The organism is Streptomyces sp. NPDC004435, from assembly GCF_042873895.1.
Taxonomy (GTDB): domain Bacteria; phylum Actinomycetota; class Actinomycetes; order Streptomycetales; family Streptomycetaceae; genus Streptomyces.
On record NZ_JBIAMB010000011.1, the window covers coordinates 220,118 to 243,964 of the forward strand.

General features: G+C 71.3%; 24 protein-coding genes and 2 pseudogenes. 16 read left to right on the forward strand and 10 right to left on the reverse strand.

Going from position 1 to position 23,847, the window contains the following annotated elements:
• Positions 1 to 10: 10 nt before the first annotated feature.
• Both ACFYT9_RS21660 and ACFYT9_RS21665 read right to left on the reverse strand, forming a co-directional pair.
• A complete protein-coding gene (locus ACFYT9_RS21660) occupies positions 11 to 1,048 on the reverse strand; it encodes a hypothetical protein (protein WP_389166210.1) in 1,038 nt (345 codons plus the stop codon).
• Positions 1,049 to 1,194: 146 nt separating this feature from the next.
• The gene (locus ACFYT9_RS21665; protein ID WP_389166213.1) at positions 1,195 to 1,827 is read right to left on the reverse strand and encodes a TetR/AcrR family transcriptional regulator; all 633 of its coding nucleotides are present in this window, start codon (positions 1,825 to 1,827) and stop codon (positions 1,195 to 1,197) included.
• A gap of 63 nt (positions 1,828 to 1,890) precedes the next feature.
• Here ACFYT9_RS21665 and ACFYT9_RS21670 point away from each other — a divergent pair, with 63 nt between their 5' ends.
• The 7 genes from ACFYT9_RS21670 to ACFYT9_RS21700 all read left to right on the forward strand — a co-directional run bounded on the left by ACFYT9_RS21670 (position 1,891) and on the right by ACFYT9_RS21700 (position 9,688).
• Complete coding sequence (locus ACFYT9_RS21670) at positions 1,891 to 2,727, forward strand: class I SAM-dependent methyltransferase (RefSeq protein WP_389166216.1); 837 nt, start codon at positions 1,891 to 1,893, stop codon at positions 2,725 to 2,727.
• A 440-nt stretch (positions 2,728 to 3,167) separates the two neighbouring features.
• Complete coding sequence (locus ACFYT9_RS21675) at positions 3,168 to 3,386, forward strand: hypothetical protein (RefSeq protein ID WP_387273463.1); 219 nt, start codon at positions 3,168 to 3,170, stop codon at positions 3,384 to 3,386.
• A 98-nt stretch (positions 3,387 to 3,484) separates the two neighbouring features.
• On the forward strand, positions 3,485 to 4,465 hold the full coding sequence (locus tag ACFYT9_RS21680) for a sporulation protein (RefSeq protein WP_389166218.1): 981 nt from the start codon (positions 3,485 to 3,487) through the stop codon (positions 4,463 to 4,465).
• A 684-nt stretch (positions 4,466 to 5,149) separates the two neighbouring features.
• Positions 5,150 to 6,583, forward strand: a complete 1,434-nt coding sequence (locus tag ACFYT9_RS21685; protein WP_389166221.1) for an NtaA/DmoA family FMN-dependent monooxygenase — start codon at positions 5,150 to 5,152, stop codon at positions 6,581 to 6,583.
• A gap of 179 nt (positions 6,584 to 6,762) precedes the next feature.
• Positions 6,763 to 8,010 carry an LLM class flavin-dependent oxidoreductase gene (locus tag ACFYT9_RS21690; RefSeq protein ID WP_389166331.1) on the forward strand — a complete coding sequence of 416 codons (1,248 nt, stop codon included), beginning with the start codon at positions 6,763 to 6,765 and terminating at the stop codon, positions 8,008 to 8,010.
• A 412-nt stretch (positions 8,011 to 8,422) separates the two neighbouring features.
• Entirely contained in the window at positions 8,423 to 8,974 is a 552-nt protein-coding gene (locus ACFYT9_RS21695) for an EF-hand domain-containing protein (protein WP_376602033.1), read from the forward strand.
• 105 nt (positions 8,975 to 9,079) lie between these two features.
• Positions 9,080 to 9,688 (forward strand): hypothetical protein, encoded by a 609-nt coding sequence (locus ACFYT9_RS21700; RefSeq protein WP_389166224.1) that lies wholly within the window; start codon positions 9,080 to 9,082, stop codon positions 9,686 to 9,688.
• A 13-nt stretch (positions 9,689 to 9,701) separates the two neighbouring features.
• Here the strand turns inward: ACFYT9_RS21700 and ACFYT9_RS21705 are convergent, their stop codons facing one another.
• Positions 9,702 to 9,911, reverse strand: a complete 210-nt coding sequence (locus ACFYT9_RS21705) for a hypothetical protein (RefSeq protein ID WP_389166226.1) — start codon at positions 9,909 to 9,911, stop codon at positions 9,702 to 9,704.
• Between the two features lie 174 nt (positions 9,912 to 10,085).
• On the opposite strand from ACFYT9_RS21705, the gene ACFYT9_RS21710 reads away from it, so the two are divergent.
• From ACFYT9_RS21710 to ACFYT9_RS21720, 3 genes are all read left to right on the forward strand, one after another.
• Positions 10,086 to 10,511 carry a hypothetical protein gene (locus ACFYT9_RS21710; RefSeq protein ID WP_389166228.1) on the forward strand — a complete coding sequence of 142 codons (426 nt, stop codon included), beginning with the start codon at positions 10,086 to 10,088 and terminating at the stop codon, positions 10,509 to 10,511.
• Positions 10,512 to 11,219: 708 nt separating this feature from the next.
• Complete coding sequence (locus ACFYT9_RS21715; protein ID WP_389166230.1) at positions 11,220 to 11,549, forward strand: hypothetical protein; 330 nt, start codon at positions 11,220 to 11,222, stop codon at positions 11,547 to 11,549.
• Positions 11,462 to 11,773, forward strand: coding sequence for a hypothetical protein (locus ACFYT9_RS21720; protein WP_389166341.1), 312 nt, complete (start codon positions 11,462 to 11,464; stop codon positions 11,771 to 11,773). The genes ACFYT9_RS21715 and ACFYT9_RS21720 overlap by 88 nt, the downstream gene beginning before the upstream one ends.
• Positions 11,774 to 12,265: 492 nt before the next feature.
• Here ACFYT9_RS21720 and ACFYT9_RS21725 read toward each other — a convergent pair whose 3' ends face one another.
• Positions 12,266 to 12,568 (reverse strand): hypothetical protein, encoded by a 303-nt coding sequence (locus tag ACFYT9_RS21725; protein ID WP_387273479.1) that lies wholly within the window; start codon positions 12,566 to 12,568, stop codon positions 12,266 to 12,268.
• Between the two features lie 1,005 nt (positions 12,569 to 13,573).
• A pseudogene (locus ACFYT9_RS21730) lies at positions 13,574 to 13,704 on the reverse strand (IS5/IS1182 family transposase); the annotation flags it as partial.
• Positions 13,705 to 13,923: 219 nt separating this feature from the next.
• Here ACFYT9_RS21730 and ACFYT9_RS21735 point away from each other — a divergent pair.
• Positions 13,924 to 14,322, forward strand: a complete 399-nt coding sequence (locus ACFYT9_RS21735) for a VOC family protein (protein WP_389166233.1) — start codon at positions 13,924 to 13,926, stop codon at positions 14,320 to 14,322.
• Between the two features lie 202 nt (positions 14,323 to 14,524).
• On the forward strand, positions 14,525 to 15,079 hold the full coding sequence (locus ACFYT9_RS21740) for a hypothetical protein (protein WP_389166235.1): 555 nt from the start codon (positions 14,525 to 14,527) through the stop codon (positions 15,077 to 15,079).
• Here ACFYT9_RS21740 and ACFYT9_RS21745 read toward each other — a convergent pair.
• The 4 genes and pseudogenes from ACFYT9_RS21745 to ACFYT9_RS21760 all read right to left on the reverse strand — a co-directional run bounded on the left by ACFYT9_RS21745 (position 15,006) and on the right by ACFYT9_RS21760 (position 18,361).
• Positions 15,006 to 15,161 (reverse strand): hypothetical protein, encoded by a 156-nt coding sequence (locus tag ACFYT9_RS21745; RefSeq protein ID WP_389166238.1) that lies wholly within the window; start codon positions 15,159 to 15,161, stop codon positions 15,006 to 15,008. The genes ACFYT9_RS21740 and ACFYT9_RS21745 overlap by 74 nt on opposite strands.
• Positions 15,162 to 15,267: 106 nt before the next feature.
• A pseudogene (locus tag ACFYT9_RS21750) lies at positions 15,268 to 15,558 on the reverse strand (transposase); the annotation flags it as partial.
• Between the two features lie 253 nt (positions 15,559 to 15,811).
• Positions 15,812 to 16,558, reverse strand: a complete 747-nt coding sequence (locus tag ACFYT9_RS21755; RefSeq protein ID WP_389166241.1) for a hypothetical protein — start codon at positions 16,556 to 16,558, stop codon at positions 15,812 to 15,814.
• Positions 16,559 to 17,767: 1,209 nt separating this feature from the next.
• Positions 17,768 to 18,361: a MarR family winged helix-turn-helix transcriptional regulator gene (locus tag ACFYT9_RS21760; RefSeq protein ID WP_389166244.1), complete on the reverse strand. Its 594-nt coding sequence runs from the start codon at positions 18,359 to 18,361 to the stop codon at positions 17,768 to 17,770.
• 83 nt (positions 18,362 to 18,444) lie between these two features.
• On the opposite strand from ACFYT9_RS21760, the gene ACFYT9_RS21765 reads away from it, so the two are divergent.
• From ACFYT9_RS21765 to ACFYT9_RS21775, 3 genes are all read left to right on the forward strand, one after another.
• Entirely contained in the window at positions 18,445 to 19,584 is a 1,140-nt protein-coding gene (locus ACFYT9_RS21765; RefSeq protein WP_389166246.1) for an amidohydrolase family protein, read from the forward strand.
• Positions 19,585 to 19,743: 159 nt separating this feature from the next.
• Entirely contained in the window at positions 19,744 to 20,199 is a 456-nt protein-coding gene (locus ACFYT9_RS21770) for a hypothetical protein (RefSeq protein ID WP_389166249.1), read from the forward strand.
• Positions 20,196 to 21,716 carry a multicopper oxidase family protein gene (locus tag ACFYT9_RS21775; protein WP_389166251.1) on the forward strand — a complete coding sequence of 507 codons (1,521 nt, stop codon included), beginning with the start codon at positions 20,196 to 20,198 and terminating at the stop codon, positions 21,714 to 21,716. The genes ACFYT9_RS21770 and ACFYT9_RS21775 overlap by 4 nt, the downstream gene beginning before the upstream one ends.
• A 180-nt stretch (positions 21,717 to 21,896) precedes the next feature.
• Here the strand turns inward: ACFYT9_RS21775 and ACFYT9_RS21780 are convergent, their stop codons facing one another.
• Positions 21,897 to 22,598, reverse strand: a complete 702-nt coding sequence (locus ACFYT9_RS21780; RefSeq protein ID WP_389166254.1) for an NAD(P)-dependent oxidoreductase — start codon at positions 22,596 to 22,598, stop codon at positions 21,897 to 21,899.
• A 92-nt stretch (positions 22,599 to 22,690) separates the two neighbouring features.
• Here ACFYT9_RS21780 and ACFYT9_RS21785 point away from each other — a divergent pair, with 92 nt between their 5' ends.
• Positions 22,691 to 23,416 carry a TetR/AcrR family transcriptional regulator gene (locus tag ACFYT9_RS21785; RefSeq protein ID WP_389166257.1) on the forward strand — a complete coding sequence of 242 codons (726 nt, stop codon included), beginning with the start codon at positions 22,691 to 22,693 and terminating at the stop codon, positions 23,414 to 23,416.
• The last annotated feature ends 431 nt before the right edge of the window (positions 23,417 to 23,847 follow it).

Here is a 23,847-nt window from a genome sequence, read left to right on the forward strand (position 1 = left end):
GCCTCGGAAGCTACTGGATGCTCCAGCGGTGCGGGTGGTCGGGATCGACGGGGCAGACGAAGACGTTGAGTTCGCCGAATCGGCCCACGGTGACCTGGGTCGGGGAGGCGTCCCGGTGAGTGAGCAGCTCCCGGTCCTCGACCGGCTTCCAGCTTCCGCTGCCGCCGTCCCACTCCGAGCTGTCGATGGTCAGCAGCGGACGCATCGGTGTCCGGCAGGTCCGGCAGTCCATGGGGTACGGATCGGTCTTGTGCCAGGAGGCGAAGCCGCCGACGCGCCAGCCGGGCGGGATGGACAGGTCGTACTGGTAGCAGACCGGGCCGGCGGCGTTCTCGTCAGCCCGTTGGTCGGCCTCCGCTGCCCGGGCTTCGTCCCAGGCGTCGATCCGGGCGCACAGTGCCTCGGGCAGGAGGCCGGCGTACGGGTAGCCGACCACCTGCTCCGGGTGCAGCGCACAGGGCTCGGGCACGAATCCGTCGGACCCGACGACGGGCGGCCGCGGGGGAGCGGCCGTCACGTCACCGACCTCCCACGACCGCCGCCGGCGCAGATGCAGGTGCAGCCCGTGCTCGTACCGGCCAGGGCCGTGCGAGGAGAAGGGGCACCAGAAGACCTGGAGCAGGTCGCAGCCGTCCCGCCACGCCGGCAGGTCCGGGACGTCGCGCCGGTACAGCTGAGCCAGGCCGATCATCGGCAGGAGATCCGACTCGGACACCTCGGAGAGTCGCCGCTCCCGGTGCAGCTCGGCCAGGAGCGCTCGTTCTTCCTCCGTAGGGCCGGGGTTCTCTTTCCGGGCCCAGGCGGTGGTGAGGACCTGCCGGTAGCGATTGATGTCGGCCGGGCGCCGACCCTGTCCGCGGACATGGGTCTCAGCGCATACCGGCCACGGCTCGCCCGCCGGCCACAGCATGGGGCCGCCCACCGAGCTGTCCGAGGCTTTCGGGCTGCCCGGCCTCGGGTGCAAGCGTGTCGTCGTACCGCGGTAGGCGGCCAGCTCCGGGAAGAGCACCTCGACATCGAACGGGCGCGGGGGCGTGGTCCTCGTCATGGAACGCGACCCTAGACGGCGGACGGCAGATGGCACGCAGCAGACGGCACACGGCAGAGGCGGACGGCTCCGGCCACCGACACAGGTCGCTCGACGGCGCCCCGGTCCCGGAGGCCGGGACACGCCGTTCGGCGGGCCTAGACGGCCTAGGCGGCGCAGAGCTGCGAGCGCAGGCAGTCGTACGACCAGTCCTCCCACTCCTCGGGCGACCAGCCGCGCTCGCGTACGAACAGAAGGAACAGCTCGGGGCTGAGCACACAGAACAGCAGGTCGGCGGCCCGTGCGGCGGCCACGTCGGTACGAGCTCCCGGCTTGGCCATCAGGGCGTTCGCGGCGGCGGCGTGGACGACGTACCGCGGGTCCTCGTCCTGTTGCCAGAGCCCGGCGACCTCGGGATCCGACGCGGCCGCCGTGTCGACCATGCTCATGATCGGCGCGACGCGTTCGAGGATCTCCCGCGTCCCGCGGACGTGCGCCCGCAGGTGCGCGTCGGAGGTCCCGGCGGCCACCGCGTCGCGGAACCACGGCCTCTCCATGGTGGTGAGCGGTGCTTGGTCACCGGCGATCGTGATGTCGACGAGTTCCTTGAGCAGGTTCCGCTTGTTCCCGAACACGAAGTAGATCGTCTGCACGGCCACCCCGGCCCGGGTCGCGACGTCCTGGAGCATCGTGGCGCCGTACCCCCGCTCCACGAACAGCTCGCGGGCGGCCTGCAGGATGCGCCCCCGCGTCTGTTGAGCCTTGAGAGCCCGCTTCCCCGTTCCCTTGACATCAGCCATGTCGGAACTCTATCCCTAGAGTTGAACTCTAGAAGCCAACTCTAGTGAAATTGGTGGCGCTTGATGCGGGAGATCGCCGACGACCGGCAAGCACAGGCATGGAACGGCCCCGAGGGAGTCCACTGGGCCGACCACCACGACCGCTTCGACAGGCTGAACGGCGGGTTCGACGACGCGCTCTTCGCCGCGGCCGCTATCAGGGAGAGCGACCGCGTCCTCGACATCGGGTGCGGGACCGGGCAGACCACCCGTCGCGCGGCCCGCCAAGCCGGCTCCGGGCGGGCGGTGGGCATCGACATCTCCGCGCCGATGCTGGAACGAGCCCGAGCCCTCTCCGCCGAAGAGGGCATCCCCAACGCCGTCTTCGAACAGGGAGACGCGGAGGTCCATCCCTTCCCTTCCGGCGGTACCGACGTGACCATCAGCCGCGGCGGAGTCATGTTCTTCGCCGATCACGCCGCCGCGTTCACCAACATCGGCCGGGCCCTGTGCCCCGGCGGCCGGCTGGCCTTCATCAGTCCCTCCATGCCCGACCCCCAAGGGGAGTCCGCCCAGGTGTTCGCGCCGGCGCACGCCCTCATGCGTGAGCCCTCCCCGGCCGCGCGAGGCATGATGTCGCTCTCCGACCCCGCGCGCATCCAGGAGGTGCTCGCCGCGGCCGGGTTCGCCGACGTGACGACGGTGCCGGTCGAAGGGCTGGTCCACTGGGGTCGGGACGCCGCCGACGCCGCCGACTTCTTCTTCGCGATGAGCCCCGTCCGCTTCAATCTCGACAGCCTCCCCGCGGAGGTGACCGCCGCGGTCCGCGAGGAGGTGACCACCGGACTCCGGCGACACGAGACCCCCGAGGGGGTCCGCCTCGGCGGCGCGGTCTGGCTGACCACGGCGACTCGTCCCTGACCGCACGGCGACGAACGGTGCGACCGCCGCCCTTCGTCGAGGTCGACGGCGGGGGACGGTACGGGTTCTGCCGGCCGGCGCCGGAACCCAGCCGCCGTATGACTGAGGGTCCATGACGGACCATCAACCGCCTCGCCGAGGCGCCTGGCGCGAAGCAGGTCCAGGCGCGCATCGGGGGCAGGGGCTGTGGAGCCGGCCGGCCGCAATGCGTTTCCGGACTCTTCATGTCCCCGTGGCCTCGATCCGGCCCAAGATCCGCCGGCCTGCCCCTATGCTTCTACAGGCGTGTAGAAACACGCGGGGTGGTCGGATGCTGTTCCCGACCACCCCTGGTTCCGCGCGTGCGGACGTCGCCTCCGGACGTCGCTTCCGGGCGGCGCCCGCGGGGCGCGCGACCGCGCACCGCTGGTTTGACTCGCTGTTGGCCTGGGAGGGCACACGTGGCTTCGATCGATCTGGACAAGGTGCTGGACAAGGCGTGGGCGGACAAGCCCCTGCCCGAGATCCTCGCTGCGCCCGTCGCGGCGCTGAAGGGAGTGTCGGAGCGTGACGGGGAGCTGTTGAAGGAGGCGTTCGGCGTCACCACCGTCGCCGAGCTCGCCGCACTGAAGTACACCCGGTGGGCCCAGGCGCTGGCCGCGCTGGACTCGGCCAAGTAGTCACCGTCCTCTGGCCGCGCGGTGCCGTCGGTGACCCTGAGCAGAGAGGGCCGCGGCGCCGCGCCGGCCGATCCGTACATGAAGGAGTGAACGCCGCGATGGTGTTCAAGAAGTTGCTCGGTTCGCTCGGGGTGGGCGGCCCCACCGTGGACACGGTCCTCGACCCGGGACCGGTCCGGCCCGGCGACGGTCTGACCGGCCACGTGCACCTGAAGGGCGGCGGCGCCGACTTCGACATCGAGCAGATCACCCTGGAACTGGTGGCCCGGGTGGAGGCGGAGCACGAGGACGGCGAGACCGAGGGCTTGGCGGCGTTCGGCACGTTCACCGTCGCCGGCGGCTTCAGCCTCGCGGCCGGCGAGCGGCGCAGCGTGCCGTTCACGGTGGCGCTGCCGTGGGAGACGCCGATCACCGAGCTGTACGGGCAGAACCTGGGCATCGTGCTCGGCGTCCGCACGGAACTCGCGGTGGCCGGAGCGAAGGACAAAGGCGACCTCGACCCGCTGGCCGTCACCCCGCTGCCCGTCCAGGAGGCGGTCCTGGAAGCCTTCGGCCGGCTCGGCTTCGGCTTCAAGTCCGCAGACCTGGAGTACGGGCACATCCGCGGGACCGGCCAGCAGCTGCCGTTCTACCAGGAGATCGAACTCGTCCCCGCCTCGCAGTACGCCCATGCCATGCGGGAGCTGGAGGTCACCTTCCTGGCCGGCCCCGGCGGCATGGAAGTCGTCCTGGAGGCCGACCGGCCCGGCGGGTTCCTCTCCTCCGGCCACGATGCCCTCAACCGCCACGTCGTCAGCCATGACGACGCTGCCCGGCGCGACTGGAACGCCGACGTCGACGCCTGGATCCGCCAGTTGTCCGCCACCCAGGGCCATCACGGCGCCTCCGTACCCCACGGACACACCGACGCCCACGGCGACCACGAGGCGCACCGCTCCGGCCCCGGCATGGGGACCGCCGTGGCCGCGGGCGCCGCAGGGCTCGCAGCCGGCCTCGTCGCCGCCGAAGTCGTGGACGAGATTGGCGACTTCTTCGAGGACGAGGACGAGGACGAGGACGAGGGCGACGACGAAGCCTGACCGTCCCCGGCGGTAGACGCTCGCCCCTGCCCGCCTCCGCGCGGGGCCGGGAGGAGCGCCGACGGCCGAGCACTCCGGGCGCGGCCGAAGGAGCCGTTCCGTACGAAGGAGCTCCCCGTTCCGTACGAAGGGGCCCTCGCCCTACCGGGGCTGAGCCGCGCCACCCGGCAGGGACCTCACGCCGACCGACGTCAGCCGTACGCCGGTGCCGCGGCGGCACGAAGGGGGGACGGGAGCGGCGCAGCGCCGGCCGCCTACCGCCCCGCGTCGGCGGGGCTCGGCCCTGTCCCGGCTTCGCCTCGGGGCCGGGACACCACCCGCCGAAGTCCGCAGCCCGTCCGGCAAGCGGGACGGGGACGGGCGGCTGGCCACCTGCCGAGCCCGCGGCCCCGCACCCAGGGTTCCGGACGCGACGCCTGTCTCCGCGCCATGAACACCTCGTGAAGCAGGCGGGGTCGGGCTGTGCAGGAGCTGCCCCCGCAGGCAGGCTCGGAGGGGCATCAGGCCACCCCTCACATCAGCCACCGTCCTGCTCCGCTTCCGTCACCGTCCCCCACCGTTCACGAGCACGCCCACGCGTCCGCCCGCGACCGCGCCCACGCGTACGCCCGCGCGCGCCTCGCACCCGCCCCCGAGGCCCGCTCACCATCCCGCCGCCGGAGTTCGCAGGAGGAGACCCGCCCCATGCCCGTCACCACCAGGAAGCAGGTGCATCTCGCGGCTCAGCTGCCCGGGATCCACAACGTGACCGTCTGGTCGGACCCGCGCTCCGAGAGCCAGATATCCATCGACTCCTTCATCCGGCTCGCGCAGACCGTCGAACGCGGCAGGTTCGACTTCTTCTTCCTGGCCGAAGGGCTGCGGCTGCGCGAGCACAAGGGACAGGTCTACGACCTGGACATCGCGGGACGCCCGGAGAACCTGACCGTGCTGAGCGCCCTGGCCGCCGTCACCACGCATCTGGGCCTCGCCGCCACGGTCAACGCCACCTTCAACGAGCCGTACGAGGTGGCCCGCCGGTTCGCCACTCTGGACCGGCTCAGCGGCGGCCGCGCCGCGTGGAACGTGGTCACCAGCCATGACGCCTTCACCGGCGAGAACTTCCGCCGGGGCGGCTTCCTCCCCGAGGCCGACCGCTACACACGGGCCGCCGAGTTCCTCACCGCGGCGCGGAAGCTGTGGGACAGCTGGTCGGGCCACGACCTGAAGGCCGACGCGGACACGGGAGAGTTCATAGCCCCCGGCGCCGGCCGCTTCGCGCACCGAGGGAGGCACTTCGACATCTCCGGCCGCTTCACCACTCCGCCCGGCCCGCAGGGCCACCCCGTGATCATCCAGTCCGGTGAGTCCGACGCGGGGCGGGACTTCGCCGCGTCCGACGCCGAGGTCGTCTTCAGCAAGCACAACCGGATCGATGCGGCGCGGGAGTTCTACCGGGACGTGAAGCGGCGTCTGGCCGCGTACGGCCGACGTCCCGACGACCTCCTGATCCTCCCCACCGCAGGCGTGGTCGTCGCGGACACCGACGCCGAGGCCGCCGCGTACGCGGAGGAGATCAGTCGTGACCTGGTCAGCCCGCAGACCGCGATCGCGCACCTGGAGGCGGTCTGGGGCCGCGATCTGTCCGCCTACGACCCGGACGGTCCGCTGCCCGACATCGAGCCCGAGGACGACGCCCACTTCCTGAAGGGGCACTCCGTCTTCCGCAAGGGCCGTGCGGAGACGGCCCGGCAGTGGCGCAAGCTCGCGCAGGAGCGGAACCTCTCCATCCGGGAGCTGGTCATCGAGGTCGGCGGACGGCAGACGTTCGTCGGCAGCCCGCGGACGGTCGCGGACGCCATCGACCACTACGTACAGACCGAGGGCGCCGACGGCTTCGTCCTCGTCCCTCACCTCACCCCGGGCGGCCTGGACGACTTCGTGGACCACGTCGTACCGATCCTCCAGGAGAAGGGCGTCCACCGCGGCGACTACACCGGCAGCACACTCCGGGACCACCTGGGCCTGTCCGCCGCACCCCGGCCGGCCGGATGGGGCGGCCCCGGACAGCGACTGGGCGACGGCATCGACGGCATCGACGGCCACCGCGAGCACCACGGCAGGGAGACCTCAGAATGACCGGAACGACAGACACGACCGGCACGACCGGCACGTCCGAGACGACCGGCACGTCCGAGACGACCGGCACGTCCGAGACGACCGCCGCGACCGAGACGACCGGCACGACCGAGACGTCCGAGACGACAGGCGCAACCGGCGCACCGACCAGCACCCCCGACCCCACAGGCACGCCAGGGATCCCGGGCACCCCGGGCACCCCGGGAACCCCGGGCGATACCGGAACCCCGCTGCACCTGGCCGTGGCGCTCGACGGCGCGGGCTGGCACCCCGCGGCCTGGCGCGAGGAGGGCGCTCGGCCCGGGGAGCTGCTCGACGCCGCCTACTGGGCCGACCTCGTCGCCGAGGCCGAGCGCGGTCTGCTCGACTTCGTCACCTTCGAGGACGCCCTCGGCCTCCAGTCGGCCGCCTTCCACGTGCCCGACAACCGTACCGACCAGGTCCGGGGCAGCATCGACGCGGTGCTGCTCTCCGCCCACCTCGCCCCGCTCACCGCACACATCGGCCTGGTCCCCACCACCAACGTCACCCACACCGAACCGTTTCACCTGGCCATCGGCATCGCGACCCTCGACCACGCGAGCCGGGGGCGCGCCGGCTGGCGTCCGCAGATCTCGACCCGCGCGGCCGACACCGCCCACTTCGGCCGTCGGACCACACCCACGCTCACCGAGGCCGACGTGACCGACCCGGAGTCCATCTCCCGGCCGCTGCGCGCCCTCTTCGCGGAAGGCGCCGAGGTGGTGGAAGCGGCGCGGCGACTCTGGGACAGCTGGGAGGACGACGCGGAGATACGGGACGCGGCGACGGGCCGCTTCCTCGACCGCGACAAGGTTCACCCCGTCGACTTCCACGGCAGTACCTTCAGCGTGAAGGGCCCGTCGATCACCCCGCGCAGCCCCCAGGGACAGCCGCTGGTGGTGAGCCTCGCGCACGCCACCACCCCGTACGAGTTCGCGGCGCTCAGCTCGGACGTCGTCGCCGTCACCCCGCACGACCGCGCCGGCACCTCGGCGATCCTCACGCAGCTCGCCGAGGCCGTGGAGCGCACCGGGCGGGACCTGACGCACCGACCGCTGCGGACCTTCGCGGACCTCGTCGTCCTCCTGGACGACGAACCGGGGGCGGCGGCGCTCCGCAAGACACGCCTGGACGAGGTGGCAGGGTCCCCACTCGCCTCCGACGCCAAGATCTTCGCCGGCACCCCCGCCGAACTCGCCGACCTGCTGCTCGATTGGCGCTCCGCGGGCCTGGACGGCTTCCGCCTCCGCCCGGCGACCCTCCCGCACGACCTCACCGCGATCACCCGGGGCCTGGTCCCGGAGCTTCAGCGACGCGGGGTCTTCCGCACGGAGTACACCTCCACCACGCTGCGCGGCCACCTGGGCCTGCCCCGGCCGGCCAGCCGATACGCGACGACGGGCTGACGGGTCTCACGAGGACCCCCGCACGGGTTGGTACGGATCCCCGCCGGACTTCGGATCCGTACCGGCCCCCGGATTCGCCGAGGGTCGCTTCCCGGCCGGCGACACCATCGCCGTATCCACCGAGAACGCCGAAAGCACCGCAAGCACCGGGGCGGACTCGGCGCTCACCGACGTGAGACCCGATGCCCACGGCCCCGCGTGCGCCTCGGCTCGTACTCCTTCTCGCCCCGCCTCACCACCTCACGGGGCACCACCTCACGGGGCACCACCTTGCGCCGACTCCTCCCCCCAGCTCTCCCCGGCGCGTCCGTGTACCTCGCGCGCCCCCGCACACCCCCGCCCGCCGCCTGCGCCCGCCTACTCCCGGGCAGGATCGCCCTGAACCACCCCACCGAAAGGGCCGATCCACACCATGGCGAGCACCTTCCAGCGCACCAAGCTCCTCAGCATGTTCGACGCCTTCGACACCGACGCCAACGGCTACCTCGACCAGCGGGACTTCCAGGCCCTCGCCGCGCGCTGGAACACCCTGCCCCGCGTCCGCCCAGGCTCCGAACTCGCCACCCGCGTCCAGAACGTGATGCTCGGCTGGTGGGACCACCTGGCCACCCACGTCGACACCGACCACGACGGCAGGATCGACCTCGATGAACTCCTCGCCATGGTCGACCTCCTGCCGACCATGACCGACGCCGTCGCCGCCACCGCCGAGACCGTCTTCGACGCTGTCGACACCAACGGCGACGGCCGCATCTCGCCGGCCGAGCACCAGACCCTCGTCGACACCTGGCACGGCCGCCCCACCGACACCGCCGGCGTCTTCGCGCGCCTCGACCGCGATGGCGACGGCTACCTCGACCGCCCCGAATTCACCGCACTGTGGATCCAGTTCTGGACCAGCGACACCCCCACTGACCCCGGCAACCACCTCTGCGGCCTCCTGCCCACGCCAGGCACCGCTTAGGTCGGCTCGGTCCACGCGCACCCGCCCACCAGAGGACCCCGCTCGTCTCCGGTACGCGGCGGTCGTCGCAGTCCTCGCGCCGGATCCGGCGGACACACTACGGCCGTGATCGACGCGACACCCGCAGACCGTCCGTACGCCACCGCAGGCTGCCCGTCGGCCTCCGCAGAGTCGGCGCTCGCGGCCACCGCCTGGGAGGAGCTGCCGCACTTCTGTACGGGCAGGCACGGCGTACCGGACACCCCGGAGATCCTCGGCGCCGTGCTGGCCGCCGAGCCGTGGCGCCGGGCGCGGGCAGTGGAGGATCTGTACCGTCTCTTGCTCAACGGAGAGCGCGTGTTTCCGGCGACCGCCCCTGCGGCCGTGGTCGTCGTCCGTCTCCTGGACGACCCGCGGACCCTTGCCGAGGGGCGGTGGGGGCGCAGGCCGGGTAGGCGGTCCCTGCGTGCCGAGCTCCTGAACTGGCTCGCCACGTTCGCCGACATCGCCCGTCGTGGGGCCGAGGACGGTGCGGGAACCGCGCTGGATCTCGTCGCGGCCCGCGCGGTACGGCCGATGCTCCATGATCGCGTCGCGTGCTTCCGTGACGACGACGATCCGTCGGTGAGGGAGGCGGCGCGGCGCTCGCGGCCACGGCCTTGCTGCTGGACGACCCCGCTCTCGCCACGCTCGTACCGCGGTGCGCGGACGCCGTTCGCGAGGTGCTCGCCGTGAGCGGGGACTCCTCCTACCGCTGGATCGCGCGGGAACGCCTGGTGGCCTGGGGGGGGAGGACGTCACGGGTCTCGTCGCCGCGGAGCGGAAGCTCCGTACGGACCTCGACCGGGCACGTGAAGTGGCGGACGACCCGTTCGGGGCGGGGCAGGAGGAGGCTGTCCGCCTGCTGGAGGGGCAGCCCGAGGACACCGCGGTTCCGGAACGACTCCGGGGTCGGCACGGGCTCAGGACGGCATCCACGCAGGACATCCCGCCCGGCCCGAGCCCTCGGCGACCCACGGCCGTTCCGGGGAGCAGACCGGGATACGGCGGACCGTGGCGGACCGCCGGGGAGGAGGAGCGCGCCGAGTGGGCGTTCACGCCGTACATAGGCGTCGGACCCTTGCACTTCGGGATGGACCTGGAAGAGATCACCAGCGCCCTCGGCGAACGACCGGCCGTCACGTCCTCCGCCCATCACGGCGCAGACCAGCGGCTCAAGTACGCCGACTTCATCGACAGCGGGATCAGGGTCCTCTTCCAGGACGAGCGACTGGGGTGCGTGGCTGTGGACGCCCTCACCGGCCCCCAGGTGAGACTCGACGCCGTCCCGTTGACCGGCTGCGTGCCGTCCGAGGTGGAGGCCTGGCTCGTCCACCGCACGACACGACCCGAGAGCCTGACGTACAGCGTCGCCGGTGATCCGGTCTTCGCCGACCTCGGCCTGGCGCTCCGGTCCCAGCGGGCCGGTGACGTCGTCCTGATCCGCCCGCTGTTCTTGCTGCGCGACTGGCTCGACCTGTGGCATTCCCTCCCCGCAGAGGAGTGGGGCCTCCGCTGAACAGGCGCGTCACCGGCCGACCTCGGGAACTCTCCGCGCGACTCAGCGGTGCCTCCACCCCTTGGGCAGGCGGGTTCGGCCCCGTAAGCAAGGACGAGCGCACGTCCCCCTCGGCCTCAGTGGGGTAGGAGGCCCCGGCGCGGCGGCCCGGAGGCCGAGGACGGCGGACCGCTGAGGACAAGGTGTGTAGGTGCACGATGCGGGGGTAGGCGGCGGGACGAGCGCATGGGACTGCACTCGACCACCCGCTTGCGGCCTCTCCCCCCGGCCGCCGGCCCGTGGTTCCGCGGCCGCCCCGCCCCGTACCCCCTTCCGGGCGCGGGGCGGCCGTCCACCCACAGCCGACCCGCCCGCGCCCCGACCCGAGCATGGCTGCGTCCGGGATCCGTCGGCACAGGAGGCATGCGCAGATCGGGCCGATGAGCCGCCTGGACGTTGCTGCCAACTCAACTGCCGTCGATTGTATTGCTGTTGACGGCACGGCGCCCCGCCTGTGGTCGCTGGGACGTGCGTGACCGTTGGCCCGGCTTTCGCTCCTGCGAGCCCCCAGGCGGGACTCCCGTTCTTGAGGTCGGGAAGCCCATACTCGAACAGAGCACAGCATCGGGACCGGCGTGACATACGTGAGAGGACAGCGACGCGGGGGAAGCCGGTGGGGGATCGCTACGCACTCGACCACGGAATCGGCGGGGGTGGCGGCGGCGAAGTGTGGACCGCCCGCGACAGGCGCATCGGCCGGGACGTGGCAGTCAAGTTCGTGCAGCGGACGCCCTCGGGGTCGTCCACTCCTGCGGGGTCGTGCGCCGGGACATCAAGCCCGCCAACATCATGCGGACCGACGGGGGAGGCATCAAACGGCTCGACTTCGGCATAGCGAAGTTCCTCGATCCCTCGCTCCGCTTGGTGAAGACGCAGCCGGGGTGCATCAGCGGCACCACACCACCACGCGCATGTCGCCCGAGCAGTACGAGGCAGCCGACGACCTCGACCACCGCTCCGACCTCTACTCCTTGGGACGTCTTCTCTACGAGGGGCTGAGCGGAAATCCGTCCTTCCAAGCGGACACCGCTGCCGAACTTCAGTCCCTGCACCTCCACGCGACGCCTGAACCGCTGGACGTGCCCGAGTTGCCCACCGATGCGGCGGACCTCGTCATATCCGGCTGCTCGCCAAGGACCCTGCCGACCGGCCGCAGAAAGCGGCGGACGTCATCGGCCCGATCGACCGAGCGCCGGACGCCGTCCGCACACCCCCGTGGGTGATGCCCGCGATCCAGGCCGCCGCTGCCGAGGCCGCCGCCGCCCTGGTCCGGTCCGAGGCCGAGGCTCGTGCTCGTTCGTGAGGAGGCGGAGCTCTACGCGCGCAACGTGCGAGCCCGCGCTGTGGAACCGCTCGCGACCCGCTCTGCGCGCGGCTGACGGGGCTCGGCCAGCGCAGGGCGCCTTGCCGCACACGGGAGAATGCGCCAAGGTCCGCCGAGCCCGGGACGCCGGCCTCCTCCGCACTAGCCGGGCGGAGCAGGCGTCCCCTGCCGCCCGCCCCGTCCTTCCGTGGGGGTGGGGCGGCAGGAGACTGCACAGCGTGTGTCGTGCGCCCTCGGGTGCGAGGAGCAGGGGGATTGGTCAGACCCCTCTGGGCGAGAGCCGCCCGCACGGAAATCCCGCCGTACCGGTCCGGGAGCTCACCGCGCACCGCGCAGCGAGAGAGCCCGGGCGATCGGCCGGCCGGGAGATCAGGAACTCAAGGCTTGATGCTCACTTCGTGCACCGGACCGTCGCATTGGACCAGTACATGAACTGGCTCATCTGTCGCGTGTACGGGATGCCGGACGGGAAGCACGTGTACCGGGCGTAGCCGGCGAACGACGCCTTGGTGTAGGCGTCGTTGTGGGCCGAGTTCTCTGCCGTCCACGCGCTCGACCCGGTTCCGAAGCCGCTGAAGTACTCGGTCGTCAGGGGCGCCGGGCTCGCAGTGGCGGCGGTCGCCGCGCCGCCCAGGCCCGTCATACCGAGCACTGCTACGAAGGCGAAAGTCAGACGTACGAAGGATCTCTTCATGCTTGTTTCGTCTCCCTGTTCTGGAGCGTGTCTCGCTCCGGACGAGAAGCTAACAGCGACTCGGAGCCGACAACGAACAGTCCCACAAGAACCCAGAAGAAACATGAATCACTCAACTTCGTTGCTGTGCAACCAATTTGGCCGAAAAGTGAAAGGCCCGCGCGCGGATGATCGCCAGGATCCGGGGCCGATTCCCTGCACCCTGCCGCACCGATCAGCTGCCCTGGGCGCACCGCAGCCTCCTCGGCCATGCGGTCGGCACCCCCTCCCGGCGTGCCGCCGTGGCTCGTGATGCTCAGGCCCGTTGGGTCGCCGGGGATCCCGGCGAGGTGACGGTCAGCCGGATGGGGCCGTTCATCTTCCACCCCGTCAGGCCGGCCGACTCGTCGCTGCTGTCGCTCTGTCCTGGTCCGGCCTGCGCTCGATTGATCTGGTCGCACCGGACGTCTTCCTTACCCACCTCATCACCACGGACGGGGCGTCCTCGGCGGAGGGGGAGCGCGAACAGCTCCTCCAGAGCCGTGGCGCGCCGGTGGTGACCGCGGCTTCGCGGTCCTCTCCCTCACGCGCGAGGGCAGCGGGTAGGGGAGGGGCGGGAGAGCTGAGGGCCGTGGGCCTCGGTGGACGGGCGTGCCTGATCGGCGCCGAAAGCGAGGGTGCCGCCACCTGCCCCTGCGGGGGCGGTCCTGCGGTACGCACCTGGCGGGATCCGCGCCCGCGGCGTCACCGTACCGGGATGGGACGCTTGAATCACGTTGTCGCTGTGCACGAGCCCGCGAAGAGCCAGTGCCGCATGAGGCAACGTCTGCCCTGCTGTGAGGCCCTGCCTGTCGACGGCTTCGGCTGCTGAGGACAATCGCCTATGAGCGCCTTCGAATCCCCTGTGCCGCTCGTGAACGCCGACGAGCGCACCACGCTCGAAGTCGGCTCGACCTTCGCCTCACGACACTCGCCACGAAGTGCGAGGGTCTGGACGATGAACAGGCCGCCACCGCGTCGGTGCCCGTTGTGGTTCCCGGCAAGCGGCCGGTCGACCACGACAACCCGGCGGGTGGTGGCGTCGATCACGACCTGGCGGTTGGTGGAGACCCATAGTTCTTCGACCGCTCGGCCACCGTGCGGTCGCGGATGGGAATTCCTCACACCGTTCCTGAGAAGGGCTACCAGGCCGGCCACCGCCGACGCCGAGGTTTGGCCGGCGGCTGTCCCCCCGGCTTCGACCGTGAGAATTGCAAGAGAAACCTTCCGTCCGCTGCGAAGCCACGATCCAACTCACCGTGATGAGCCAGGCGCTGTGACAGCATCGCAATCGCGACCCAGGTGCCCTCCATCGGCCGCACTACAGTTGGCCCACCATGCCCGAACTCTTCGGAATCAATCATCTGACTCTGTCCACGACCGACTTCGACCGGCTCGTGGCGTACTACACGGAGTTTCTCGGAGCAGTGCTCGCATTCGAGCGCGCCGCAACCCCTTCCGATCCTCGGATCGCAGTCATCGACGTCGGCGGTGACGACCACCTGATGATCATCGAAACCGCTACCGCCCCCACCGCCGATCTCGACCCCCTCGGCAACGCCGGATGGGGGCTGCGCGTGGGAACACACGCGCAACTGTGTGAGGTCCGCGAACGAATCCTGGGCGCCGGATGGCCGGTCGGACCGATCGAGACACTACCCACGCAGTGGACGATGACCGCTCGCGATCCCGATGGACGCCCTGTGGACGTTCGAGCCCATCGCCCACGGACCTGATCGCCGTCACCAAGCACCGGCTAGCGGCTACCCCAACCTTCAGAACACGCCCAAGATCAGGCCTTAGAAGCCGTGGCTTTTCCGGATCTGATGTGTGTGTTTACACAGGTCAGGTGTTATGTGCGCGCTGTCGAGGCAGGCTGGGACCGTCTGATTCGTAGTGGAAGACGTGAGGTGGCGGATGCCGTCGAGGCGGGCTGTGATGGAGAGCCGCGAAAGGGCCGCGCTGGCGCGAGTGGAGGAACTGCGTGCCGAATTCGAGCGGGTGCGGGCGGCTCTCGTCGACGCGGAAGAGGTGCTGAACCGCCGGGTGATCGGCCTGGAGGAGTATCTCAAGACGCTGACCCAACTGGGAGGTCCCGAGCCCGCCGAGGCTTCGGGGCCGTCCGAGCCTGAGCCTGTTCGTGAGCCAGCGGTGGACGATGTGGCGGCCCCGTCAGCGGCCAGGGCTCGGCGGGTGGTGACCCGCAGGAAGGACGGGGTCGAGGTCGAAATTCTCGGCCCGGACTACCGAGGGATCATGGCCGTGTTCAAAAAGGCGGGCGGTGACGGATTGTCGGCGCGGCAAGTGGCGGTGGGCCTGGGCTGGGACGTTTCGGTTACGGCCCGGGTGGAGGGTGCGCGGGGCAGGCTGAAGCCGCTGGTCGAGCGGGGCTGGCTGGCGGAGAGCCTGCCGGGTATGTTCACGCTGCCGGAGCGAGATTCCGCCGTTGCTGCTGGCGGCGGATGGCGTGGCGGGCCAGGCGGCGGCTCATGACCATGGTCATCGACCACAGGACGAACGCCTCGCTGGTGTCGGAGCACCGTTCGTAGTCGCGGGCGAGCCGCCGGCTGCGCATCAGCCAGGCGAAGGTCCGCTCGACGACCCATGCGGGGCAGGACGGTGAACCCGCGGCTGTCGTCGCTGCGTCGGACGATGTCCAGGTGCAGGCCGAGCCGGTGGGCGGCTTCGGTGAGGACGTCGCCGGTGTAGGCGCCGTCCGCCCAGATCAGCCGGAGCCGGCGGAAGCATTCCCGCAGCGCGGGCAGCATCCCGCAGGCGGCGGTGCGGTCCGTCACCGACGCGGGGGTGACCAGCACCGCCAGCACGAGGCCGAGGCAGTCCACAACCAGGTGCCGCTTACGCCCGTTGACCAGTTCGCCGCCGTCGAAGCCGCGGGAGGCCGCGCCGACCACGGCGTCCCCTTTCACCGACTGCGAGTCCACGATCCCCGCGGTCGGCTCCGCATCCGTCATGTCCGACGTGTAGCAAGGCCGGTGGCCCGGTTTGTCCGCCGCGTTCCCGAACCTGTGAGCAAGACAATCACACCCCGGGGTGAACAGGCTGGACTCCACCGGTACGACCACGTACAACTGCGACAACAGGGCCTCCTGGCGCTCGGGCTTCGACAACCACGAGCTGTTCAGGAGGCCCTTCCTTCATGCCCTGCCAACCGCGAACTCACCTGATCCGGACCCCGTTCGAACCTGCGGGCCGTGCGCCTATCAGTCAGAAGGGAGGTTCGAGATCGCCGCGGCCATCGCTATGTGGCCCGCAGTCACAGGGCTTCTCCTGGAAAGGTTCAATGTCGGTGACGTCGTGGCCCCACGCTTCGAGGGCCTTCCAGGCAACGCGCCGGTTAGGCTCGTCGCTGCTGGTGTCCAGGATGCGGCGCGCGTGCACCGCGAGGTGATCGCGGTGCTGGGCGAGCACGGGGTGTTCGGCGAGGATGAGTGCGGCGAGGCCGGCGGCTTCGCGCACGTCCTCGTGACTGTCCTGGAGGAAAGGTGCGACGGCTCGATAGAACATCGGGCGCAGGTCCCGGAAGGCCGCCAGCGTGGAGTCGTGGGTAAGGAAGCCAGGGAAGTGCTGCTCGGTGCGGTCGACAATCTCGTCGGAGGCGTCGTAGGCCGTGGAAACCAACCAGTTCAACAATGTCGCGCGGATGGGGACGTTGCGATACGGCCGGAGAGTCATGGCCGCCGGGTGGGTGAGGATACCGGCGACATACATGGCGACGGGGGCAGTGGCTTCGTAGATGCTGTTCTGGTGGCCGACCAGCTCACTCAGCTCCGACAAAGCGGTGACCTGCACCTTGGGATCAGGCTCCAGCAACCGTGCCAGGACCTTGGGAAGGCACTCACCGTTCCCGAAAGCCGTCTGGAGCGAACCCCAATCCGTCTCCGCTAGGACTACCCGATACGGCGGCAAGTCAGGCTCGCGGGGCGCCCCGGCCTTGGAGCTGCTGTGGTTCACAGGCCAAACCTAGACCAGACTTCTGACACGACTCCTGTGCGGACCGGCTAGAAGCCGCTCTCATTCCGAGATCGACGGGTGCGTTTGCACTGGTCAGGCATAGGGTCGGCATTTCGGCGGCAGAGACGAGGTGTTGTGTCGTCTCTGCGGTGGAGGTGCCGGGATGCCGTTGGTAGGGCCTCCTGGTGCGCTCAACGTATCGACAACCCCGAGCTGTACCAGAGGCCCTGTCTTCGTGCACGGACAGACCGAATATCGTCCGACCGAGCCGCCGCATTCGAACCCATGCTCACCAAGATCGGTACGACAACGGCTTCTTACGTCGGCGGCGCCCCGGGCGACGGTCACCCCGGGCTCGCAGGCATCAGAGCCGGTCCAGTGTCTGCGGGCCGGGCGGAGCGGGGTTGCGGGCGTGTCGAGTTCTGGGAGAGGCCGATGGACGAGGTCTGCGCCCTTTGCAAGGCGCGCGCTACCGAAGGGGTGGCCGTCCTCCACGGCGTCAGGTGGCACGGGTGACGGTGGCCGTCACGCGCCGGTGATCAGTACCGCCCGTACGGCGGCCTTTCCGGCCGGGCGTACAGGACCAGAGCCGTCTCCATCCGTTGGGCATTCCCTCCGTGTTTGCCACCGGTCGGGTGTGTCTGCCATCGTCTGCCGCACCCGCGACCCTGGGCGCGTCCGATGCCTCGGTCCACTCGCTCCGCGCTCCCGCTCGCCGGGCTGCGCGCCACGGCGGGCGTCGCCCGCCTCGTCACCCCGAAGTCATCCGACGCCCTTGTGCCGGGGTCCCTCTCCCGGGTCAACCGTCCGCCCGAATCAACTTCGGTGTTGGTGGCGGAAGTTGCCCTGAGGTCGGACTCGCGCTGCCGACGACCCGCAGGGCGGACGCCCCGCGTCGCGGCCCTGCTGTCGCCAGGGCCTTCCCGGCCGGCGTCAAGGTGGCGTACATCTGGAGGGACAGATCGCCTCAGGCGCGCGGGCCGTCGCCCGCGGCTGCTCCCCCTGAACCTTGAGCATGCAGCGCCGGCCGCCCCGAGGCCTCAGCAACCGAGGGGCCGGTGAGGGCGACCGAGCCTCCCGACCTCCCCGGCCCCAGGACCTTCGACGGCCCGCGCGTCAGGACACGCGAGCGGGGCGAGACGCCGGCGACGAGGCGGGGACGGCTCCGGTGAGGGGGTGCGTCGGGGTGGCAGGGGCCCGCCGGGCAAGTCAGGACTTGCGCGAACGCAGCAGTGTGCGCAGGGCGTTGTCGAGGTGTCGCCGCTGGTCCTCGTCGAGGTCCGCGACGAGGTCGCCCAGGGACTCCACGAGACCGGTGAGCGCGGCGTCGACGACGGCGAGTCCCTCATCGGTGAGGGTGACCCGGAAACTGCGTCGGTCGTCCGCGTCCAGGGTGCGCCGCACGAGGCCGGCGCCTTCCAGGCGGTCGATCCGTTTCGTCATCCCGGCACGGGACATCAGCAGCTCCGCCGACAGGACCGACGGAGTCACGGTGTAGGGCGCTCCGCGCCGGCGCAGCGTGGCGAGCACGTCGAAATCACCTTTGTTGATCCCGTGCCGCTCCACGGCCCGTTCGCCCGCGGGCCCGACGAGGGTCTCGGCGACGAGCGCGATCCGCCCTACGAAGGCCAGCGGGGTCACATCGAGGTCGGGCCGCTCCCGCTTCCAGTCGGCCGCGATCCGGTCGATCACGTCTTCGTCGCCCCGCAAGTCCCGCTCGCCCTGCTCGCCCCGCTCGTTCCGCAGGCCGCGCTCGCCACGATCCCCGCCGTCGCCCCCGTGTGCGCCCTCATCTCCGCTCATGGCCACCATCCTATTCACCCGCAGATAGTTAGCTGGAGTACTATCACCGAGCGAACTACCTTTCACGGCTCCAGGAGGTCGTTGTGCCCACCCCTGCCCGCACACTCATCCGAGGCGTCCGCGTCTTCGACGGTGCCCGCGTCCTCGAACGCGCCGATGTGCTCGTCGAAGGCGACAAAATCACCGCCACCGCCACCGCCACCGCCCACGACCGCGCACGGCCCGTCGACGTGGAGATCGACGGATCCGGACGGACCCTGCTGCCCGGACTGATCGACGCCCACACCCACACCTTCGACGGCAGCCTCGCCGCAGCACTGCGCCACGGCGTGACGACCGAACTGGACATGTTCTGCCTGCCCGCCAACCTCCGCCGCCAGCGGGCCCTGGCCGCCGCGCGCGACGACGTCGCCGACCTGCGTAGCTCCGGGGTCCTCGCCACCGCCCCCGGTGGTCACCCGTCCCCGCTCATGTCCCTGATGGCCGACGGGTTCGGCGACGCCGTCGGGCCGTTCGACACCATCTCCCGGCCCGAGGACGCCCCCGCCTTCGTCGCCGCCCGCGTCCGCGAGGGCAGCGACTATCTCAAGATCGTCATCGACGACGGTTCGACGGCCGGAGGCCCCCTGCCCGTCCTGGGGGCCGACACCGCGGCGGCACTCGTGGCGGCGGCCCGCGACGCGGGACTGCGGACCATCGCCCACGCCGCCACGGCCGGCGAGGCGGCCACGGCCCTGGCCGCCGGAGTCGACGGCCTCGCGCACGCCTGGTGGGCAGGCGGGGCAGGCGCGCCTCCCACCGAGGAACTGGCCGCGCAGGCCGCCGCCCGAGGCGTGTTCGTGGTCAGCACCCTCTCGTACGCCGAAGCCTCCGGCGCCGGTCGTCCCGATCGTGGCGACTACGCCGCCGAGGTCGTCGCGGCCCTCGCCGCGGCCGGCGTGCCCCTGCTCGCCGGCACCGACGCGACGCCGTTCGCCCCGCTCCACGGCGAGGGCATGCACCGCGAACTCGAACTCCTGACGGCGGCCGGCCTCACTCCCGCGCAGGCCCTGCACGCGGCCACGGCGGCCCCCGCCCGGCACTTCGGGCTCCACGACCGCGGCCGGATCGCCCCGGGCCTGCGGGCGGACCTCCTCCTCGTCGACGGCGACCCCACTCGGGACATCACGGCCGTCCGGGACATCGCCGATGTCTGGCGGCGCGGGGTACGCCAAGCCCGCTGACCCCGTCCGCCGCCACGCCTCACCGGCCGGCCCATCGCCAGCCCGTAAGCCGCTAGCCACCAGGCGCCAGCCCGCCAGGCGTACGCCACCGGGCGTCAGCCATCAGTCCGTACCCCTCCGATGCCACGCCCCTCCACCTCCAGAACACGAAGTGAGCCCATGTCGCAACACCCCGCTCCACCTCCACGCCCGCCCCGCGCGCTGCGCATTCTGCGGGCCACCGCCGCCGCACAGGCCGCGGTCCTTCTCGCCCAGGCCGTCTCGGCGGGTCTGCTCCTGGCCTCCGTCCCCGTCGGCCGCACGGTGCACGGCGCCATGGCGGGCGCCGTCGTCTTAGCGGTGCTGCTCCATCTCGTGGCCGCCGTCACGGCCAGGCGCCGGGGCGTCGTCGCGACCCGCACGGTCCTCCAGGCCGCGCCGCTGCTGCTGTTCACGCTCGGGCAGGCCGCCCTCGGCTTCGCGCGCGTCCGCGAGCTCCACGTCCCGCTCGGGGTCCTCATGTTCGGCGTGTCCGTCATGACGCTGATGCGGATACGCGCACTGCCCTCACCTTCCCCGCTGAGCCCCCGGCCGCCGTCCCCGGCGCAGCCGCAGAACGCGGGAGCGGCGGCGTGACCCGGCCTCGGCGCACCTTGCCCCGCCGCACCCTGCTGCGCGTCCTCGGGGGTTCCGCGCTCGCCCTGCCCGCCCTGGGCGCCGCCGTCTCCTGGGCCGGCCGGCGGGTCGACACCTGGGGCCGGGTGTCCTTCGACCGGCCGCTCCACATGCCACCCCTCGCCCCCTCCCGTACCGACGGGCAGGGGAGACGCGTCTTCGACCTCACGATCGCCGAGGGCCGCACCGAGTTCACGCCGGGCCGCCCGTCCCCGACCTGGGGGATCAACGGCGCCCACCTCGGCCCCACCCTGCGCGCCGCACGCGGCGAGACGGTACGGATCAACGCCGCCAACACCTTGGACGAGGCCACCTCCCTCCACTGGCACGGCATGCACCTGCCGGCCTCCATGGACGGCGGACCGCACCAGATGATCCGGCCGGGCCACACCTGGTCGCCCTCCTGGACGGTGCACCAGCAGGCGGCCACGCTCTGGTACCACCCGCACCCCCACGGCCGTACCGCACAGCACGTCTACCGCGGTCTGGCCGGCCTGTTCCTCGTCGACGACGACGCGGCTCCACCGGAACTGCCCCACAGGTACGGGATCGACGACATCCCGCTGATCGTGCAGGACCTCCGCCTCACGAACGGCCTGCTCGACCCCGACGAGGCGATGGCCGGAACGACCGGGTTCCTCGGGGACCGGATCCTCGTCAACGGCACGCTCGGCCCCTATCTCGACGTGACGACCCGGCGCCTACGGCTCCGCCTGCTCAACGGCTCCACCGCACGCGTCTTCCGCTTCCACCTCGCCGACCACCGCGGCTTCGACCTGATCGCCACCGACGGCGGCCTGCTCCCGGCGCCCCACCGCACCGACCGCGTCCAGCTCGCACCGGGGGAACGCGCCGAGATCGTCGTCGCCCTCGTGCCGGGCGAACGTGTCGTCCTGCGCAGCTCCGATCCCGACACCGGCGCGGGATTCGTCCAGCGCGACGGAGGCGCGGACCGCTTCGACGTGCTCCAGCTGCGGGCGGCCGCCACCCTGGTCCCTTCCCCGCGCCTTCCCGCACGCCTCGCGGACATACCCCGTATCCCGGCTCGCACCGCCGTCAACCGGAGGACGTTCGAACTGGCCGAGCACACGATCAACGGACGGCGGATGGCGCCGGACCGCATCGATCTCACCGTCCTGAGGGACACCACCGAGATCTGGGAGATCCGGAGCGGAGACGGAACCCTCCACAGCTTCCACGTGCACGACGTGCAGTTCCAGGTGCTCACCGTCGACGGCAGGAAGCCACCGCCGCACCTGTCCGGATGGAAGGACACCGTCCTCCTGCCCCCGGGCACCACGATGAGGCTCATCATGCGCTTCGCCGACTACGCGGACCCGAAGGCCCCGTACATGTACCACTGCCACATGCTCTACCACGAAGACCAGGGAATGATGGGCCAGTTCATGGTCCTGGACCCGGGCCAGACCCCCACCGCCCCCGCCGCCCCCATCGCCCCGCACGCCGGCCACCACTGACCGCGACCCTTTCCCCGCCCCTCCCGCCCTCCCTGAGGCGACCCTGGGTTCGGCCGTCCCCAGGCAGGCCTGCACCACCTCGGCCGCCCCCGGGGAGGCCGGGTAACACCTCGGCCGTCCCCGGGAAGCCAGGCACCGCGCGATGAGCGGTGCCGTACCGGGTCCGCTACGTCCGTCCGTTCAGTAGCCGATCGTGAAGCGGCGCTGGACGAAGCGGGGGAGCTCCGCCTCGTCGACGAGCGCGACGGCGGCGTCCTCCGCGGAGATGCGGCTGCGTCCGTCGGCGTCGAGGACCGGCTGGTCGCCGCCGATCCGGAACCGGCCCGTGCGCTCGCCGGGAGCGATGTCCTCCGCGGGGCTGAAGTAGGTCCACAGGCGGTTGGACGTACGGAGCACGTTCAGGGCGTCCCGATGACCGCGTACCGCCGCGGCGTACTTCCGGGGCAGCCCGAGCCGGTCCAGGCTGGCGTGCAGGTGCTCCTCGGAGTCGGCGTGCACGAGGCCGGGTTCGATCTCCAGGCTGCCGGCGCCGCCGATCACTATCAGGCGGGTACGGGGACGGGTGTCCAGGGCCTTCAGCAGCGCACGGGCGGCGGCGGCGAAGACCGAGGGGTCGGCGGCCGAACGCTCCACGGTGTCGGCGATGTCGGCGGCGGCGTTGCCCGGCTGGAATCCGCTGATCAGCACGTCCATTCCGGGGAGGACGGCGGCGATGCCTTCGGCGTCGAAGACGTCGAGGCTCCGCCAGACGATGTCGTCCCGGTCCTCTCGGATCAGCGTGGCGTCGCGGGTGAACGCGGTGACGTGGTGGCCTCGTTCGAGGGCTTCGGTGACGACGCGGCTTCCGATGGTGCCGGTGGCTCCGATGACTCCGATGCGCATGACTGTCCCCTTCGTCGTAACGGTGTGCCAAAACTATACGGCGTGAAGTCTAGATACGGCGATCACTCTTGAAGCGCTGTACAGTGACCTTCGTGAAGAGCGCGACGACGAGAAGCACGACGGGACGCCGCGAGCGGCTGCGGGCCGAGACCACGGCGGAAATCAAGGAAGTCGCACTCGCACTGATGGCCTCCGGCGGGCCCGACGCCATCACCCTGCGGGCCATCGCTCGTGAGATGGGCATGACCGCCAACGCCATCTACGGCTACTTCGCGACCCGCGACGACCTCGTCACCACGCTCATCAACGACGTGTACACCTCGCTGGCCGACGCCGTGGACGCCGCCTGGGAAGCTGCCGCCGAACAGGAGCCGGCCTCCCGGATCCAGGAGTGGGCGCACGCCTTCCGAGCCTGGGCCCTGGCCACCCCCGAAGGCTTCCGTCTCGTCTACGGAGACCCCGTCCCCGGTTACCGGGCCCCGGAGGGTGGTGCCGCCCCGGACGCCGCGCGCCGGGTCTGCACCGGCCTCGCCGGCCTCGCGGACGCTGCCTGGCCGCACGCCGAACACCTCTACGCGGGCAGCGAATTCGACTGGTCCGACTTCGATCCCGGCCTTCTGGCCAAGGTCCGCCCGGCATTTCCCGACCTCCCTCCCGCGGCCGTGGCGCTCGCCCTGCGCATCTGGGGCCACCTGCACGGACTGGTGTCACTGGAGGTCTACGGACACCTTCGCACCCAGACCGTCAGCCCGGACAAGCTCTTCAAGGAGGAACTGGCCGCCCTCGTCCGGTCCCTGGGAATCGCGCCACACGCCTGACCCCTGAGTCCGCAGGCTGTGTCCGAGCCGTCGGCGAGCAGCTCGACCGGGCCTTGGTCCGCCCGCGACCCAGCTGCTGGCCATTCCCGGGCCGGAAGGCCGATCGTGGAGTTCCTCGTCGCGCACATCCTGGACGACAACCACCCCCACACCCACGTGGCCGGCGCCGTGGACGGCGGGGCTCCACGCGCGACAGCCACCTCCCGTGGCCCTTCAGGGAGGCGGTACCCCGGGAAGAGATCGGCAAGCCCGAAGCCGCGCGCAGGACCACGCCGGCCGTCCTGCTCGACCGTCTCCAAGCCGAGCCCGTTCGATCCCTCACGCGCTGGGGTATGCCGTGCCTTGCCGACCGCACGCCAGGGCTCGGACCGGATCTGGCTGATAGGGGAATCGTGCGCACTCACGTGGCCGGACTGGGCCTCGGTCCGATC